Below are 16,045 nucleotides of genomic sequence, written 5' to 3' on the forward strand. Positions count from 1 at the left end.
CACGGTTGACGACACCGATTGGCGAGATGGTCCTCGGGTTGCCCGACGCCAGCCTGCGTCCGTTCGTCGACCGGTACGTGGGTTACCGGGAACGGGCGGACGTGCCACTGGTCCGCCGGGAGTCGGCGGGCGTCTTCGTGGTGCTGATCGTGGGTTGGGGCGATCCGCTGGACGTGACCGACCCGCGCAGCGCGGAGCGCGGCGTCACCGCTGTCGACTCGTTCGTGGCCGGCACCTTCGACGGTTGGTGCACCACCCGCACGGTGGGTGTGGGGGAGGGCGTCGAGTTGCTGCTCGCCCCCCTGGCCGCCCGCCGGCTCCTCGGCCTGCCGCTGAACGAGCTGACCAATCGGGCCGTCGGCGTCGGGCAGCTCCCGGGCCGTTGGCTGGAGCGGCTGCGTGACCGGCTCGCCGAGGCCCCCGGCTGGCCGGAGCGGTTCGCCCTGCTCGACAGGGTGCTCGCCGCCCGGCTGGCGGCGTCCCCGCCGGTGGACTCGCGGCTCGACTGGGCGTGGCGGTGGCTCGTCGCCAACGGTGGGCGGGGGAGCGTCGGTGTGCTCGCCGACGAGCTGGGCTGGAGCCGGCGGCACCTCGCGTCCCGGTTTCGGCAGGAGGTCGGCCTGCCGCCCAAGATGGCGGCCCGACTGCTGCGTTTCCAGCAGGCCCACGCCGTGTCGGCCCAGGCCGGCTCGACCGGGCGGGCCGTCGACTGGGCCGCGGTGGCGGCGAGCTGCGGTTACTACGACCAGTCCCATCTGATCCGGGACTTCCACCAGTTCGCGGGGGCGACGCCGGCCGCGCTGCTCACCGCCGGGTGACGACGGCCGGCTGACCGCGGTCGCGACGGCGACCCGCACTCGTGTTCGGCTGTCCGGGGCAGCGGAGGTCACAATCGTCCAATCCGGATCGGGGCCGCGGGCCGCAGAATCGAGTCATGCGAACCATCTATCCGATCTTCCGTTACTCCGATCCCCGCGCCGCGATCGACTGGCTCGGCGCCGCCTTCGGTTTCCGTGTGCATGCCGTGCACGAGGCGCCGGACGGCACTGTCGCGCATGCCGAGCTGGTCCTCGACACCGGCATGATCATGCTCGGTGGTCGGGCCGACGCAGCGCCCCGGCCGGCCGACGACGACTGGTCCGTCTACGTTGCCGTGCCGGACGTCGACGCGCACTGCGCCCAGGCCCGCGCGGCCGGCGCCGAGATCACCCGCGAGCCGTACAACACCGACTACGGCTCCCGTGACTACGCCGCGCGAGATCTGGATGGCAACGTCTGGTCCTTCGGCACCTACCGACCCTGAGCCCAGCCCAGCCGAATGGGGCTCGCGCCCCGTCGGGGCGGGGCTTCGTGGCCCGTAACCACAGTTGACCTGCGGAAACGGTAGGTTCGGGCCGGGCTGACTGGTCGACGGCAACGCGCGCCCTGTTGCGGTGTGCGAGCAAGCTATTGCACTGGGTGATCGTCCTGCGTAGTCTCCCTCGGTGGGGAGGCCGGGATGCCGCTGCCAACAAGTCCTGTCATTCGACGTGCACGTCTCGGCGCAGAACTGCGCCAGCTCCGTCGGCGCGAGTCGCTGACCCTGGAGCAGGTCTGCGACCGGTTGGGCTGGGCCTCGACGTCGAAGCTGTCCCGCATCGAGCTGGGCCAGAGTCGCCCCGACCTTGCCGACGTGCTCGACCTGCTGGACGTCTACAAGGTGCCGACGCCCGCCCGGGAGGCGCTGATCGTCATCGCCCGGGACGCGGCGACCAGTCGCGGCTGGTGGAAGACGCTGGGCGAGATGAGCGAACGGCAGCGCACGTACGCCGAGTTGGAGGCGGGCGCCGCCGACATCGTCGAGTATCAGCCGTCGGTCGTGCCGGGGCTGCTCCAGACGCCCGCGTACGCCCGGGTGCTGGTCGCGGCCGGCGCCCAGCTCACGCCGGAGGTCGACGTGGAGGCCGAGGTGCGCGCCCGGGCGCTGCGGCAGGAGGTGCTGCGGCGGGCCTATCCGCCGCGCTACACGGCCGTGCTCGCCGAGGCCGTCTGCGACCCGGGCGACCTACCGGCGGCGGTCTGGCGGGAACAGTTGCGGCACCTGGTCGCCGTGACCGGGCTCACCCACGTCACGGTGCGGCTGTTGCCACGCGGGGCGGCCGGTGGCGGGCTGCACCCGCTCACCCCGTACTCCTGCTATGCCTTTCCCGACCCGGCGGACCCGCGGACGGTGATGCTCGAGGCGTTGACCACCGATGTCCGGTTGGCCACCGTGCTCGACGTCGACCGCTACGAGCGGATGACCGAGGCGCTGCTGGCTGCGGCGCTGTCAGCGGAGGAGACGATCACCGTGTTGGCCCGCCGCGCCGGCGAGTGACGGTTGCGGGTGCCCAGGGTGACGCGCCGCGCGGCCACCGGGCCCGGCGCCCCCGAGCCCGTCGGGACCGGCGGCCGGCGCGTGCGCACGGCACGATAACCGCGGGGTACGACAGCTCGGCTCAGGCCGGTACGTCGAGGAAGTGTTCGACCACGGGCGGTCCCGCGAAGTGGGGTCCGATCAACGCCCGCCACTGCGCGAACCGTTCGGTGGCCCGGAAGTTCTCCTCGTGCGCCTCGACCGAGTCCCATTCGACGAGCAGCACGAAGCGGGTTGGCGACTCGATTCCTCGGGTCATCCGCACGGACCGGCAGCCGGTCGCCCCGGCGAGCACCGGGTGACCCTCGGCGTACGCGGCGGCGAACGCGTCCTCGTGTCCGGGGAGTACATCGATCAGCGCGACCTCAAGCACCATGTCGGACAGCCTCCCATGGCGGTCGGGGCAGTCGGCGTCGCGGGGTCTGTTCCGGTGACGGCCTCGCCGACCCGATCGATCCCCGCACCCGACCTGCACTAGCCTCCTAGGAAGCCCCAGCGGGTGTGACGTCGGGCGGGTGTCCGGCGCCACCGGCTGCCCGGGGTGTGATCACGGGGCGTGGTGGGCAACAATGGTCACCGAGGAGGGGAGTATTCCCCCGCAACGGAGTCGTCAGCACGGTCGATCGCCGGAACCACGGCGGCCCGACCCGGCCCCGTAGGTCGCCGCCCCGCACGGGGCGACGGCGGAAGAGACCTCCGACAGTCACCAGAGTGAGCGACAGCGGCACGCCGGCCCTTCCGGGGGCGTACGGTGTGCCCGACGCCGCGTGTCTGCCGGAGGAATGAACGTTGGACGTGTCCGGATTGGTGTGGGCGGGGACGCTTGTCGCACTGACTGCGGTCCTGCTCGTCGACCTGTTGATCATTGGTCGGCGCCCGCATGAGCCGAGTGTGCGGGAGTCGAGCCTCTGGGTCGCCTTCTACGTCGGCCTTGCGCTGATCTTCGGCGCGGGGGTCTGGCTGACCTCCGGGGCCAGCGCGGCCGGCCAGTTCTACACCGGCTGGCTCACCGAGTACAGCCTCTCGGTGGACAACCTCTTCGTCTTCGTGATCATCATGGCCCGCTTCGGGGTGCCTCGGCAGTACCAGCAGAAGGTGCTGCTCGTCGGGATAGTGCTGGCGTTGGTGATGCGCGGCGGCTTCATCGCCGCCGGCGCGGCGCTGATCACGCAGTTCTCCTGGGTCTTCTACATCTTCGGCGCGTTCCTGATCTACACCGCGGTGAACCTGGCCCGGCAGGGTGAACCGGACGAGGACGAGTTCTCCGAGAACGTGCTGATCCGGTGGAGCCGCAAGGCGCTGCCGATCTCGAAGGACTACGACGGCGCGAAGCTCACCACCCACGCCACCGGCCGGCGGCTGTTCACCCCGATGCTGATCGTGATGATCGCGATCGGCACCACCGATCTGATCTTCGCACTGGACTCGATCCCCGCGATCTTCGGCATCACCCAGGAGCCGTACCTGGTCTTCACCGCGAACGTCTTCGCGCTGATGGGCCTTCGTCAGCTCTACTTCCTGCTCGGTGGCCTGCTCGACCGGCTGATCTACCTGAGCTACGGCCTGGCGGTCGTGCTCGGCTTCATCGGGGTCAAGTTGGTGCTGGAGGCGCTTGCCGACAACAACCTGCCGTTCATCAACGGTGGCGAGCACGTCGGCTGGGCGCCGCACATCCCGATCTGGTTGTCGCTGCTGGTCATCATCGGCACCCTGGGCATCGCCACCGCCGCCAGCCTGGTCAAGTCTTCCCGGGACCGGCGTCGCGAGTTAGCCGACGCCCGGCGTTGACCTGTCGCCGGCCGGGTGCGGACACGCGCCCGGCCGGTGAAGGCGTGTTGCGGAAGTGCTGGTCGACCGACACGTCCACAACATGCCCTAGACCCGGTGGGCGCCCACCAGCGTGGCGGTCCGGTCGGCCGGCAGTGGCTCCTCGATGACCCGCCGCCGTCGGTAACAGGCGTGCAGCATCCGGCGCTGGCCGCCGTCGCCGGGCGGGGCGGTGACGATGCCGATGTGGTGGATCTTGCGGCCGGGGCGGGCGAAGAAGTAGAGATCGCCGGGCCGTTCCGCGCCCAACGGCAGTGGGGTGGTGGCCACTGCCTGGTCGTCCGCGTCGCGGGGCAGCAGCACCCCGAACCGCCGCCAGGCCAGGTGCACCAGCCCCGAGCAGTCGATGCCGTGCGCGGAGAGACCGCCCCAGATGTAGACCACGTCCAGCAGTCGCTGTGCCACCGCGAGCGCCTGCTCGGCGGTCGGCGACGCGGCCGGCGCCGGGACCAGGTGGGCGTCGGGCAGCCAGCGGGGGGTGGCCTGACCGGGGACGTGCACCGGCCGCCAGTCGCCGCGCGGGGGACCGGCCGGCACGAGGCGGGTGCCGACGACGACGCCGGGCAGCACCACCGGCCCGTTCGGGGCGGCGTGCAGTTCGGTGATCGTGGCGTCCACCACCAGTGGGTGGTCGGCGCTGGTGTGGGCCGGGTGGGGTACGGCCAACTGCCCGGCGGGGAGCCAGCCCGGGTAGCCGCGGGGGTCCAGCTTGGCGGCTGGTTGTTCGACGGCGACGACCCGGGCCCAGCCGTCCGGGCGTAGCTCGCTGACGAGGACCCGTTCGCCGAGCAGGAGTTGGCTCAGCACGCAGTCGCCGACCTGCTGGTCGGTGTCCATTCCGGAGACCCAGGTCGGGATGTCGACGCCGGCGGTCAGCGCTGGGCAGTCGACCGGGCGGACTGCCTCGGGAGAGGTCCACAGCGTCGCCACGGCGACCCGGACGATGGCCTCGCGGCCCGGTTGCAGCTCCACGTCAACCCCCAGATCGTGTCGGCTGTCGAGGGCGAACTCTATGAAAGAAACCGCCGGTCATCAACCACCAGCCTGCACTTTTGCTTCAGCGAGGCCGGAGATGCCCAGGCCAGGGGCGTCCGGCAGCACCACGGTCGCCCCGTCGTAGCGTATCCCGCCCTGCACCGGTGACCAGGCGAGCCACCAGGCGGCGTCCAGGTCGGCGACCGCCGTGGTGCCGTACGCGGCGACCAGGCTCGCCGCCGCCCCGAGGCCGACCTGACTCTCCATCATCGAGCCGACCACCGTGCCGAGCCCGTGGGCGGTGGCCAGGTCGAGGAGGGTACGGGCCGGGTGCAGCCCACCGCACTTGGCCAGCTTGACGTTTACCAGGTCGGCGGCCCGGCGACGGATCACCTCCACCAGGTCACGGACCCCGAAGACCGCCTCGTCGGCCATGATCGGCACCGACACCCGGTCGCTGACCCAGGCCAGCCCGTCCAGGTCCCAGCGGATCACCGGCTGCTCGACCAGCTCCACGTCGAGCCCGGCGTCCTCGATGCCGCGGATCACCCGGACCGCCTCCCGGGGCGTCCAGCCCTGGTTGGCGTCCAGCCGGATCCGGATGCCCGGGCCGACGGCCGCCCGCACCGCTCGTACCCGGTCCAGGTCGCCTGCCGCGTCGGTGCCGACCTTCATCTTGAGTACGCCGAAGCCGTCGGCCTGCCGCTGCCGCGCCGCGGCCGCCAGGTCCACCGCGTCGCCCGCGGCGAGGGTGACGTCCGTCGGGACCCGCAGCGTGGTGCCCCCGAGCAACCGCACCAGGGGCACGCCCAGCCGCCGCGCGGCGAGGTCGTGCAGAGCGACGTCCACCGCCGCCTTCGCGGCCTCGTTGCCGACCACCGCGCGCTGCACCTCGGCGCAACGGGTCACCAGGTCGTCCGGGTCACGGCCGATCAGCTGCGGGCCGAGCAACTCGCGGACGCACGCCTGTGCGCCGGTGACCGACGCGCCGGTGACCTGCCAGACCTGGGGCGCCTCGCCGAAGCCGGAGCGGCCGTCGCTGTCGACGAGTTCGACGACCAGGGTGTCCACTGTGGTGGTGCGGCGTAGCGCGGTGACGAACGGGGTGTGTAAGGGGGCGGAAACCCGGTGGGTGCGTACCGCCGAGATCGTCATGTCAGGCACCCTATACGGAGGTTCACGATGGGAGGGGAGACCGGATGACCGGGCAGGGCTGGGAGCTGGTGGGTGCACCGAACGCGCGTGACCTGGGTGGGCTGGTGGGCGCGGACGGGCGACGGGTCCGCGTCGGCCAGCTGATCCGCACTCCGGCGCTGGGTCGGCTGACCGACGAGGACCTACCGGTGTTGGCGAAGCTGGGGCCGGCGTGTGTGGTCGACCTGCGCGCCATCACGGAGATCGAGGTCGCCCCGGAGGACCGGTTGGCCGGTGAGCCACGGGTGGTGCGCCTTCCGGTGCACGATCCGGAGCACCCGGTCTTCACGTACGTCTCGGCGGTGCTGCTCGGTCACGACCTGGACGCGTACGCGGAGCTGGCTCGGCAGGGCACCGCGGGGGCGATGGCGGCGATCTACCGCTGGTTCGTCACGGGTGAGTCGGCCCGGGTCGGTTTCGCCGATGCGGTCCGGCTGGCCGCCCGGCCGGAGAATCTGCCCCTGCTCTACCACTGCTCCGCCGGCAAGGACCGCACCGGTTGGCTGACCGTCATCCTGTTGACGGCGCTCGGGGTGGACGAGGCGGCGATCCGCGCCGAGTACCTGCGCAACGACGAGCTGACCGACAGCCTGCGGGCGGTGATCGTCGAGGCGATGCGCCGGCGGAATCCCGAGCTGGACGTGGACGCGGTGCTGCCGGTGCTGGAGGTTCGCGCCGAGTATCTCGACGCCGCGTACGCCGAGGTGCGTCGGGTGCACGGCTCGTTCGACGCGTACCTGCGCGACGGGCTGGGGCTCGCCGACTCCGACCTCAGGGCGTTGCGGGCGCAACTGCTGGAGTGACAGGTGCGCCGGTGGGTGTGCCGACGCGGGCGGCGCGGCCGGTCACGATCAGCGCCTGGCCGGCGGCGTAGGTCGCCATGACCAGCACTGGCGCGCCGGGTGGCTGGGCCACCTCGGCCACCCCGGCGGCGATCAGCAGGTCGGAGCCGAGGAACAGCGCGGCGCCGAGACCGACCCGCCAGCCCTGGGTGGCGGCGGTGCTTGCCATCGCGGCCAGCGCGAGCGCGTAGCCGGCCACCGGCACGGCCAGGCCGGCGTCGGTGAGCCCCGCCCACATCCAGCTCAGGGCGACGATGGTGAGCACCGCGTACCCCAGGGGGACGGCGACCAGCGGCGCGCGGCGCAGCGCGGCCGCGGCGCCGTGTCGGGTGAAGGCCGCGAGGTAGCAGAGGTGGGTGCCGAGGAAGCAGGCCATGCCGGCCAGGAACCAGTAGGTGCCGTCGATCATGAGGGCGATGTCGCCGCCGGTGGCGAAGGCCAACCCGGCGAGGACCAGCCGGTCCGGTCGGGCCGCGCGTTCGGCGCCGGCTCGCCAGAGATACGCGGCGAGCAGCGGCATCAGCAGAGGTTTGGTGAGCAGGAAGGCCACGCCGCCTCCGGTGGCGTTGGCCAGCAGGTTCGCCGCCGTCACGACGAGGAAGGCGATCAGCACGGTGCGACTGCGGGGCATCGGCGGCTCCGGGGTGGGGTGCGAGCAGCCTAACCGGAGTCGGGGGCGCTGGCCTCGCCGCCGAGGCTGGGGGTCAGAGCTGGTGGCGGGCGGCCCAGACCTGCGCCGAGATGTGCGCGAGCAGCAGGCAGGCGTCGTCCTCGACCTGGTCGTCGCCGCCGGCCAGGTCGGTGGTGGTGCAGACGGCGATCAGGTACGGCGGGGCGTCGTCGGGCAGGACGACGCCGGCGCCGTGGCGGACACCGCTCACCCAACCGTTCTTGTGCGCGATGCGGGTGCCCTCGGGCAGGCCGGCGGCCAGGTCCTCGCGGTGTTCCTGGGCGAGCAGGACGTCCAGCATCGTGGTGCAGGCGGCCGGTGAGGCGAGTGGGCCGGGGGTGTCCGTCCCGGTGGCCAGGGCGCCGAGCAGGGCGGCCAGGTCGGCGGCGGTGACGGTGTTGGTGATGCCGGCCTCGCGGGCGGCGAAGTCCTCGATGCCGCGGCCGGTGACGCTGTTGCGGGCACCGGCGAGCGCCCAGACCTCGGCGACCGCGGGCAGCCCGACGTGGCTGAGGACGAGGTTGGTGGCGAGGTTGCTGGAACGCACGATCATCCGGTCGGCCAGCCAGCGCAGCGTCGCGGTGCCCCCGCGGCGGTCCCAGACCGCGTCGTCGTTGTCGTAGGGCTGCGCGTTGGCGAAGCGGGGTGCGCCGGGCTGGGCGGAGGCGAAGTCGTTGACGACCGGAACCGGGGCGTCCAGGTCCAGGGTGCCGGCCTCGGCGGCGCGGTGCAGCGCGGCGAGCACCGCCACCTTCATGGTGCTCGCCGCGTAGTGGCTGGCGTCCGCGTGGCGGGTCCAGGTCGGGGGCGCGTGGAGCCGCCCCACGTACGCCGAGACGGTGCCGGGCACCCGGTCCAGGTGCGCGTCGAGATCATCCCAGGTCATGCCGGTGACCGTAGCCGATCACGGGTGAGCGGGCTCGCGTACCCGTCGTGGGAAAGCGGACGGGCGCGCCGGCCGCAAGCGGCCGACGCGCCCGGTGTCGGGTGCTGGTGGGGTCAGCCGGCGTGCTTGCGGCGGGCGGTGGCCCGGCCCCGCAGCTGCTGGTCGAGCACCACCTTGCGGATGCGCACCGTGGCCGGGGTGACCTCGACGCACTCGTCCTCACGGCAGAACTCCAGCGCCTGCTCCAGGGTGAGCTTGCGCGGCGGGACCAGCTTCTCGGTCTCGTCGGAGGTCGACTGCCGCATGTTGGTGAGCTTCTTCTCCTTGGTGATGTTGACGTCCATGTCGTCGGAGCGGGAATTCTCCCCGACGATCATGCCCTCGTACACCTCGGTGGTCGGCTCGACGAAGAGCTGACCGCGCTCCTGCAGGTTGGTCATCGCGAAGGCGGTGACCGCGCCGGCCCGGTCGGCGACCAGCGAGCCGTTGTTACGGGTACGCAGCTCACCGAACCACGGCTCGTAGGACTCGAAGACGTGGTGCAGGATGCCGGTGCCCCGGGTGTCGGTGAGGAACTCGGTGCGGAAGCCGATCAGGCCGCGCGCCGGCACCAGCCACTCCATCCGGATCCAGCCGGTGCCGTGGTTGACCAGCTGCTCCATCCGGCCCTTGCGGGTGGCGAGGAGTTGGGTGATCGCGCCCAGGTATTCCTCCGGGGCGTCGATGGTCAGCCGCTCGACCGGCTCGCAGACCTTGCCGTCGATCTCCTTGGTGACAACCTGCGGCTTGCCGACGGTCAGCTCGTAGCTCTCCCGGCGCATCTGCTCGACCAGGATGGCCAGCGCCAGCTCGCCGCGGCCCTGGACCTCCCAGGCGTCCGGGCGCTCGGTGGGCAGTACCCGCAGCGACACGTTGCCGATCAGCTCCTTGTCGAGCCGGTCCTTGACCATCCGCGCGGTGACCTTGGCGCCCTTGACCCGACCGACAAGCGGCGAGGTGTTGGTGCCGATGGTCATCGAGATGGCCGGCTCGTCGACGGTGATCAGTGGCAGCGCGACCGGGTTCTCGACGTCGGCGAGGGTCTCACCGATCATGATCTCCGGGATGCCGGCGACGGCGATGATGTCGCCCGGGCCGGCGGTCTCGGCCGACGTGCGCTCCAGGCCCTCGGTCATCAGCATCTCGGAGATGCGGACCCGCTGGGTGCTGCCGTCGGTGCGGCACCAGGCCACCGTCTGACCCTTGTTGATGGTGCCCTGGCGGACCCGGCACAGCGCGAGCCGGCCGAGGAACGGCGAGGCGTCGAGGTTGGTGACGTGGGCCTGCAGCGGCGCGCCGTCCTCGTACGAGGGTGCCGGGATGGTGTCCAGCAGGGTGCGGAACAGCGGCTCCAGGGAGGTGCTGTCATCGGGCACCGAGCCGTCGGCGGGCTGGGTCAGCGAGGCGATGCCGTCGCGGGCGCACGCGTAGACGATCGGGAAGTCGATCTGCTCCTCGTCGGCGTCCAGGTCGAGGAAGAGCTCGTAGGTGTCGTCCACGACCTCCTTGATCCGGGCGTCGGCACGGTCCACCTTGTTGATCACCAGGATGATCGGCATCCGGGCCCGCAGCGCCTTGCGCAGCACGAAGCGGGTCTGCGGCAGCGGGCCCTCGCTGGCGTCGACGAGCAGCACCACGCCGTCGACCATGGTCAGGCCGCGCTCCACCTCGCCACCGAAGTCGGCGTGGCCGGGGGTGTCGATGATGTTGATGGTGACCGGGTCGGAGCCGTCCGCCGGCAGGTAGCGCACGCCGGTGTTCTTGGCCAGGATCGTGATGCCCTTTTCCCGCTCCAGGTCTCCGGAGTCCATCACCCGCTCGGTGTTCTCGCCGCGGGCGCCGTACGCGCCGGCCTGCCGCAACATGGCGTCGACCAGGGTGGTCTTGCCGTGGTCGACGTGAGCGATGATGGCGACGTTGCGGAGGTCGGTGCGAAGCTGCATACCCTCTATCCTTCCGCCTGCGCTCGCGCAGGCTGCGTCGGGGTCACCCCCAGGTGCCCCTGATCTATGGTGAAACCGCTGTGCCGGTGGTTCGTCCGGCTGGCATGCTGGCTCCCGTGTCCCGGGGGCCTGAGTGCACGACCTGCTGACCTGGGTGCAGGGTCTGCCCACCCTGTGGATCTACCTGGTCGCCGCGCTGATCGTGGCGGGCGAGACCGCGGTGATCTTCGGCCTGCTCGTGCCGGGTGAGGCTACCCTGCTGCTCGTCGGCTTCCTCACCTACAACGGTACCTTGCGGCTCGGGCCGGCGTTGCTCGCGATGATCGTCGCGGCGGTCCTCGGCGATGGGCTGGCCTTTCGCGCCGGGCGGCGGTACGGGCCTCGGCTGCGCGCCGGCCTGGGTCACCGGGTCGGGCCCGCGCGGTGGGCCCGCGCCGACGCCATGCTCGCCCGCCTCGGTGGGCGGGGGGTGTTCGCCGCCCGATGGGTGGCTTTCGCCCGCACCCTGGTCCCGCGGCTGGCCGGTGCGGCCGGCATGCCGTACCGGCGGTTCGCCCTGTGGAACCTGGCCGGGGCGGCGACCTGGGTGGGCGGCTCGGTGCTGCTCGGTCACCTCGCCGGTGAGTCGTACGACACGGTCTCCCGGCTGCTCGGTCGGGCCACCGGGGTGGCGCTCCTGCTGCTGGCCGGCTTGGTGGGTGTGGTGCTCGTCGGTCGGTGGCTGGGGCGTAACCCCGACCCGGTGCGTGCGCTGCTGTCCCGGGCGGGCGCGGTGCCCCCGGTGCGGTGGCTCACCGCCCGCTACGGGGTGCTGTTCTTCCTGGTGGCCATGCGGATCGGCCCGGCCTGGACGCTGCTGCTCAATCTGGCCGCCGGGCTGCTGTTGCTGTTCGCCGCCGGGCTCGCCATCGCCGGTCTGCTCGCGGTGGCGGTCCGCAACAGCGGGTTGGCCGCGCTGGACGGCGCCATCGCGGGGTGGTTCGCCGCCCGGCGTACCCCGGACGCCGCCGACGCCACGCTGGTCGTGGTGTCGGTGGTACGGGGATCGGTGCTGATCCTCCTGGTGGCCGTGGTGGCGGCGGTGCTGGCGTGGCGCAACCGACCCTGGCGGGCGGATCTGCTCAGCGTGGTCGGCACGGTAGGCGCGTTCGTGCCGTTGGTGGTGCTGGCCGTGGTGGCCGAGCTGACCGGCCCGAACGGGACCGCCCCGGGCGGCGGTGAGGCGGCCCCGTTCTCGACCCAGAACGCCGTGGTCGCGGCGAGCTTCTGCACCCTGGCCTGGCTGGTGTCGCGCAGCGCCCACTGGCCGGTGGCCGTGGCCGCCTGGACCACCGCCGCGGCGGGGGTGCTCGGCATCGGCGGCGCGCGGCTCTACCTCGGGCTGGAAACGGCGAGCGGCACCGCCGCGGCGGTGCTGCTCGGGGTGCTCTGGACTGTGGTGTTCATGGTCGCCTGGGCGACCCGGGACCGGGCGGTGGGGGATCGTCAGCCGCCGGTGGACCAGTCCCGGGAGCCGTCGCAGGGGCACCGCCGACCGGTCGAGCCTTGTTAGGGTGCGGCGACAATCACACCGGGGGAGGCAACGGCATGGTTCGACGGACCGATCGGCTGGGCGCCGCGGTGCTCGCCGGGCTCCTGCTGGCGAGCACGCTGGTCGGCTGCGCCGGCAAGGGGGAGAGCCCGCAGGACGTGGCCGCGCCGGTCGCCGTCACCGACGGGCCGACGGGAGCCCCGTCCGACGAGGTCAGCGGGGAACCGAGCCCGTCGGTGAGCGCCGTGGAGTCGATGGGCGCCGCGCCGAGTCGTGGCGCGACCCCCAAGCCGAAGCCGACGAAGAAGCCGACCCAGGCACCGAAACCGCGCGCGGTGCCGAAGCCGCCCACCGAGACCGAGGTCCCGCCGGCGCCCCCGAAGCCGGCGCCGAGTTCCTGCAAGCCGACCTACAAGGGCACCAAGGCGACCCGGGCCGAGGTGAAGGCGGCGCTGACCGACGCGGCCGACCGCACCTACTGGCCGGTCTCGGCGCCGGACATCAAGATCCCGCTCACCCTGCTCAAGGCCACCGCCTGGCAGGAGAGCGGCTGGCAGTCCAACATCTACGCCTGCGACGGTGGGGTCGGGCTGTTGCAGGTGATGCCGGACACGGCGAGCTGGATGAACCAGCGGTTCGAGAAGAGCTACAAGATCGACGACTACCAGGACAACGCCTACCTCGGCGCCACCTACCTGGCCTGGGCGACGAAGTACATCGGCGACATGTACTTCGAGTCCGACTTCCGTCTCGACCCGGCGCTGTGCACGAGCGCGCTGAATTCCTGCCTGCTCAACGCGGTCATCGCCGCGTACAACTTCGGGCACGGCGCGGTGGCGCAGGAGGGCAAGCCGCTGACCATCCCCAACCCGTCCTACGTGCGCAACGTGCGGGCGCTGATGAGCGAGTGCGTCTGCCTGTCGTACTGACCTCGACGGGGCCGTGACGGACACGCCACGGCCCCGACGCGTCGGTCAGTCGTTTGCGGCGACCGGCTCGGGCGATCTCGGGGTGGCCGTCACCGGGTCGCGGGCGACGCGGCCCGGCCACCAGAAGCGGTCGCCGAGCAGGAACGCCAGCGCCGGCACCAGGACCGTGCGGACCAGCAGGGTGTCGAGCAGGACACCGATGCAGACGATGATGCCGATCTGGGTCAGGGTGATCAGCGGCAGCACGCCGAGCACGGCGAAGACCGCGGCGAGCAGGACTCCGGCGCTGGTGATCACGCCGCCGGTGACCCGCAGGGCGGACAGCATCCCGGCGCGGGTGCCTGCGGTGCGGGCGTCCTCCCGGGCCCGGGTGACCAGGAAGATGTTGTAGTCCACCCCGAGCGCCACCAGGAACACGAAGGCGAGCAGCAGCACACCGCTGTCCAGGGCGGGGAAGCCCAGCACGTGGTCGAAGAGCAGCCAGGCCGCGCCGAGGCTGGCGAAGAACGACGCGATCACGGTGAGCACCAGCAGCAGCGGAGCGAGCAGGCCACGCAGCAGGAGCACGAGCACGCCGCCGACCAGCAGCAGGATGATCGGCAGGATGAGGCGCAGGTCCCGGTCGTTGGCCTCGTCGGAGTCGTAGGTGGCGGCCACGGAGCCACCGACGATCGCCCCGGACGGGGCGTCGGCACCGGCGGCGGCCGGCGGCGCGGAGTCGGGCACGGCGGCGACGGCCGCGCGCAGCGCCTCGATCGCCCGGTCCGAGGCGGTGGTGCCGGGTTCGGCGTCGAGGACCACGTCGACCTGGGCGACGGCCGCGCCGGCGTCGCCGGGGCGTGCCGAGGCGACACCGGGTACGGCGGTGGCGGCGTCGGTGACGGCCCGCACCGCCGCCGGGGTGGTGATCACGGCGACGGGTTGGGTGCTGCCGGCCGGGAAGGCCCGCGCCAGGGTCTGCGCCCCGGTCACCGCCTCGGGCTCGGCCCGGAACTGTTCGGTCTCGGACAGGCCGGTGCGGATGCCCAGCCCACCCAGTGCCAGGCCGCCGAGCAGCAGGGTGGCCAGCGTCGCGACCACCACCGGGCGGCGTTGCACGGCGGCGCCGAGTCGACCCCAGAGCCGGCCCTCGCGGGCCGGGCCGCCGACCCGGGGTACGAACGGCCAGAACAGGCCGCGACCGAGGAGCACCAGCACGGCGGGGAGCACGAACAGGGCCGAGAGGATGGCGAAGACCACGCCGGTGGCGCAGGCCACCGCCAGCGCCCGGTTGGTCTCCTGCTCACTGAGCAGCAGGGTGAGGACGCCGAGCACGACGGTGCCGCCGCTGGCCAGGATGGGCTCCGCGGTGCGGCGCAGCGCTGCGCGCATCGCCGCGTACCGGTCCTGCTCGCGGCGCAACTCCTCCCGGTAGCGGGCGATGAGCAGCAGCGCGTAGTCGGTGGCGGCCCCGAAGACCAGCACGCTGGCGATGCCGGTGACCTGACCCTGCTGGAGGTTGATGCCGACGCCCGGCACGATGACGTCCACCGCGCGCAGGGTGAGCTGCTCGGTCGCGGCGACCACGGCCAGCGGCACGATCCACAGGAACGGGCTGCGGTAGGTGATCAGCAGGAGCAGCGCGACCACGGCGGCGGTCACCGCGAGCAGGGTGACGTCGGCGCCGTCGAACACCGAGGACAGGTCGGCGGTGAAGGCCGGGGCACCGGTCACCTCGGCGGTCAGCCCGTCGGGCAGGTCCGCGAGGGCGGCGCGTAGCTGGGTCACCGTGTCGGTGACGACCTCCTGCCCGCTGGCGGTGTCCAGCGGCACGGCGACGAGGGCCACCGCGCCGTCCGGCGAGACCTGGGCGGGGCTGACCTGCCCGCCCACCGCGAAGCGGCGCAGGTCGTTGGCGCGGGCGCCGACGGTGGCCCGGTCGGCGTCGCTCAGCGCGCCGCCGTCGCCCCGGCTGACCACCACGACGGCCGGCTGCACGTCACGCGACGGCAGTTGGTCCTGGAGACGTTGCACCTGGGTCGACTGCCAGCGCACGGACAGGCCGGTGGCGGAGACCGGCGCCGGGTTGTCCGGCTGGGGCGTTCCGAAGACGGCCGCGCCCACGACGATCGCGGCGGCCACGGTGAGCCAGGCGGCCAGCCGGCCGCGAGCGACTCTGGTGAACACGGACATCAGGGGACCCCAAGGTCTTTCGTCAGTCGAGTATCTTGATTGCCGAGATTATCGGGAGCTGTTCTATGCTGCAACCCGGGGGACCGACGACGGGAAGAGCGGCGCGAGGTGGCGACTCACGGCATGTACCGACGGCGCGACACGCGCCGCGAGCAGCTGGTCGCGGAGATCACCAACAACCTTCGGCGGTACGCGGTGGACGCCCAACAGGTCGGCCACGCCTTCGCCAACCTGCACGGCCTCAACCCGACCGACCTGCAGGCGTTGATCGCGGTGATGGACGCCGAGCTGCTCGGTGACCCGATCACCCCCGGCCGCCTCGGTGCGCAGCTGAACCTCTCCTCCGGCTCGGTCACCGCCCTGATCGACAGGCTGGAACGGGCCGGGCACATCCGCCGGGACCGGGACACCGTCGACCGGCGCAAGGTGCTGCTGCACTACGCCGACCAGGGCGCCGCCCTGGCCATGGAGTTCTTCCAGCCGCTGGGCGCCCGTACCGACACGGTGATGGCCCGCTTCAGCGAGGACGAGCTGGAGGTCGTGCACCGGTTCATGGCGGAGATGAGCGAGTCGCTGCGGGGGCACCGGGACGCGGTGCGCGCCGCCCGGCCGGAACCACCCCGCCGCCCGACGGGCTGACCG

At 72.4% G+C, this 16,045-nt stretch carries 15 protein-coding genes; 8 read left to right on the plus strand and 7 right to left on the minus strand.

Annotated features, from left to right (window positions below):
• Nucleotides 1-5: 5 nt before the first annotated feature.
• From ACLQ3B_RS03005 to ACLQ3B_RS03015, 3 genes are all read left to right on the plus strand, one after another.
• Nucleotides 6-818, plus strand: a complete 813-nt coding sequence (locus tag ACLQ3B_RS03005) for a helix-turn-helix domain-containing protein (protein WP_425777101.1) — start codon at nucleotides 6-8, stop codon at nucleotides 816-818.
• 116 nt (nucleotides 819-934) lie between these two features.
• Nucleotides 935-1,303, plus strand: a complete 369-nt coding sequence (locus tag ACLQ3B_RS03010; RefSeq protein WP_425777103.1) for a VOC family protein — start codon at nucleotides 935-937, stop codon at nucleotides 1,301-1,303.
• 195 nt (nucleotides 1,304-1,498) lie between these two features.
• Entirely contained in the window at nucleotides 1,499-2,356 is an 858-nt protein-coding gene (locus ACLQ3B_RS03015; RefSeq protein ID WP_425777105.1) for a helix-turn-helix domain-containing protein, read from the plus strand.
• Between the two features lie 121 nt (nucleotides 2,357-2,477).
• Here ACLQ3B_RS03015 and ACLQ3B_RS03020 read toward each other — a convergent pair whose 3' ends face one another.
• Complete coding sequence (locus ACLQ3B_RS03020; protein WP_357379526.1) at nucleotides 2,478-2,771, minus strand: antibiotic biosynthesis monooxygenase family protein; 294 nt, start codon at nucleotides 2,769-2,771, stop codon at nucleotides 2,478-2,480.
• 413 nt (nucleotides 2,772-3,184) lie between these two features.
• Between ACLQ3B_RS03020 and ACLQ3B_RS03025 the strand changes: the two genes are divergently transcribed.
• Nucleotides 3,185-4,183 (plus strand): TerC family protein, encoded by a 999-nt coding sequence (locus ACLQ3B_RS03025; protein WP_425777107.1) that lies wholly within the window; start codon nucleotides 3,185-3,187, stop codon nucleotides 4,181-4,183.
• A gap of 87 nt (nucleotides 4,184-4,270) precedes the next feature.
• On the opposite strand, the gene ACLQ3B_RS03030 is transcribed toward ACLQ3B_RS03025, so the two are convergent.
• The gene (locus tag ACLQ3B_RS03030) at nucleotides 4,271-5,194 is read right to left on the minus strand and encodes an NlpC/P60 family protein (protein WP_425777109.1); all 924 of its coding nucleotides are present in this window, start codon (nucleotides 5,192-5,194) and stop codon (nucleotides 4,271-4,273) included.
• A 60-nt stretch (nucleotides 5,195-5,254) separates the two neighbouring features.
• Nucleotides 5,255-6,352 (minus strand): mandelate racemase/muconate lactonizing enzyme family protein, encoded by a 1,098-nt coding sequence (locus ACLQ3B_RS03035; RefSeq protein WP_425777111.1) that lies wholly within the window; start codon nucleotides 6,350-6,352, stop codon nucleotides 5,255-5,257.
• A gap of 44 nt (nucleotides 6,353-6,396) precedes the next feature.
• Between ACLQ3B_RS03035 and ACLQ3B_RS03040 the strand changes: the two genes are divergently transcribed.
• Nucleotides 6,397-7,194 (plus strand): tyrosine-protein phosphatase, encoded by a 798-nt coding sequence (locus ACLQ3B_RS03040; RefSeq protein WP_425777113.1) that lies wholly within the window; start codon nucleotides 6,397-6,399, stop codon nucleotides 7,192-7,194.
• Here the strand turns inward: ACLQ3B_RS03040 and ACLQ3B_RS03045 are convergent.
• The 3 genes from ACLQ3B_RS03045 to typA all read right to left on the minus strand — a co-directional run bounded on the left by ACLQ3B_RS03045 (nucleotide 7,163) and on the right by typA (nucleotide 10,771).
• Entirely contained in the window at nucleotides 7,163-7,864 is a 702-nt protein-coding gene (locus tag ACLQ3B_RS03045) for a lysoplasmalogenase (RefSeq protein ID WP_425777115.1), read from the minus strand. The two genes, ACLQ3B_RS03040 and ACLQ3B_RS03045, sit on opposite strands and share 32 nt — an antisense overlap.
• Before the next feature lie 73 nt (nucleotides 7,865-7,937).
• Nucleotides 7,938-8,789 (minus strand): serine hydrolase, encoded by an 852-nt coding sequence (locus ACLQ3B_RS03050; RefSeq protein ID WP_425777117.1) that lies wholly within the window; start codon nucleotides 8,787-8,789, stop codon nucleotides 7,938-7,940.
• Nucleotides 8,790-8,902: 113 nt separating this feature from the next.
• The gene (typA, locus tag ACLQ3B_RS03055; RefSeq protein WP_425777119.1) at nucleotides 8,903-10,771 is read right to left on the minus strand and encodes a translational GTPase TypA; all 1,869 of its coding nucleotides are present in this window, start codon (nucleotides 10,769-10,771) and stop codon (nucleotides 8,903-8,905) included.
• 133 nt (nucleotides 10,772-10,904) lie between these two features.
• On the opposite strand from typA, the gene ACLQ3B_RS03060 reads away from it, so the two are divergent.
• Both ACLQ3B_RS03060 and ACLQ3B_RS03065 read left to right on the plus strand, forming a co-directional pair.
• The gene (locus ACLQ3B_RS03060) at nucleotides 10,905-12,323 is read left to right on the plus strand and encodes a DedA family protein (RefSeq protein WP_425777121.1); all 1,419 of its coding nucleotides are present in this window, start codon (nucleotides 10,905-10,907) and stop codon (nucleotides 12,321-12,323) included.
• A 35-nt stretch (nucleotides 12,324-12,358) separates the two neighbouring features.
• A complete protein-coding gene (locus tag ACLQ3B_RS03065; protein WP_425777123.1) occupies nucleotides 12,359-13,231 on the plus strand; it encodes a transglycosylase SLT domain-containing protein in 873 nt (290 codons plus the stop codon).
• 45 nt (nucleotides 13,232-13,276) lie between these two features.
• Here the strand turns inward: ACLQ3B_RS03065 and ACLQ3B_RS03070 are convergent, their stop codons facing one another.
• Nucleotides 13,277-15,403, minus strand: coding sequence for an MMPL family transporter (locus ACLQ3B_RS03070; protein WP_425777125.1), 2,127 nt, complete (start codon nucleotides 15,401-15,403; stop codon nucleotides 13,277-13,279).
• 123 nt (nucleotides 15,404-15,526) lie between these two features.
• Here ACLQ3B_RS03070 and ACLQ3B_RS03075 point away from each other — a divergent pair, with 123 nt between their 5' ends.
• Nucleotides 15,527-16,042: a MarR family winged helix-turn-helix transcriptional regulator gene (locus ACLQ3B_RS03075; RefSeq protein ID WP_425777127.1), complete on the plus strand. Its 516-nt coding sequence runs from the start codon at nucleotides 15,527-15,529 to the stop codon at nucleotides 16,040-16,042.
• Nucleotides 16,043-16,045: the final 3 nt, after the last annotated feature.

This window comes from Micromonospora sp. DT53 (genome assembly GCF_049841535.1).
Lineage (GTDB): Bacteria > Actinomycetota > Actinomycetes > Mycobacteriales > Micromonosporaceae > Micromonospora.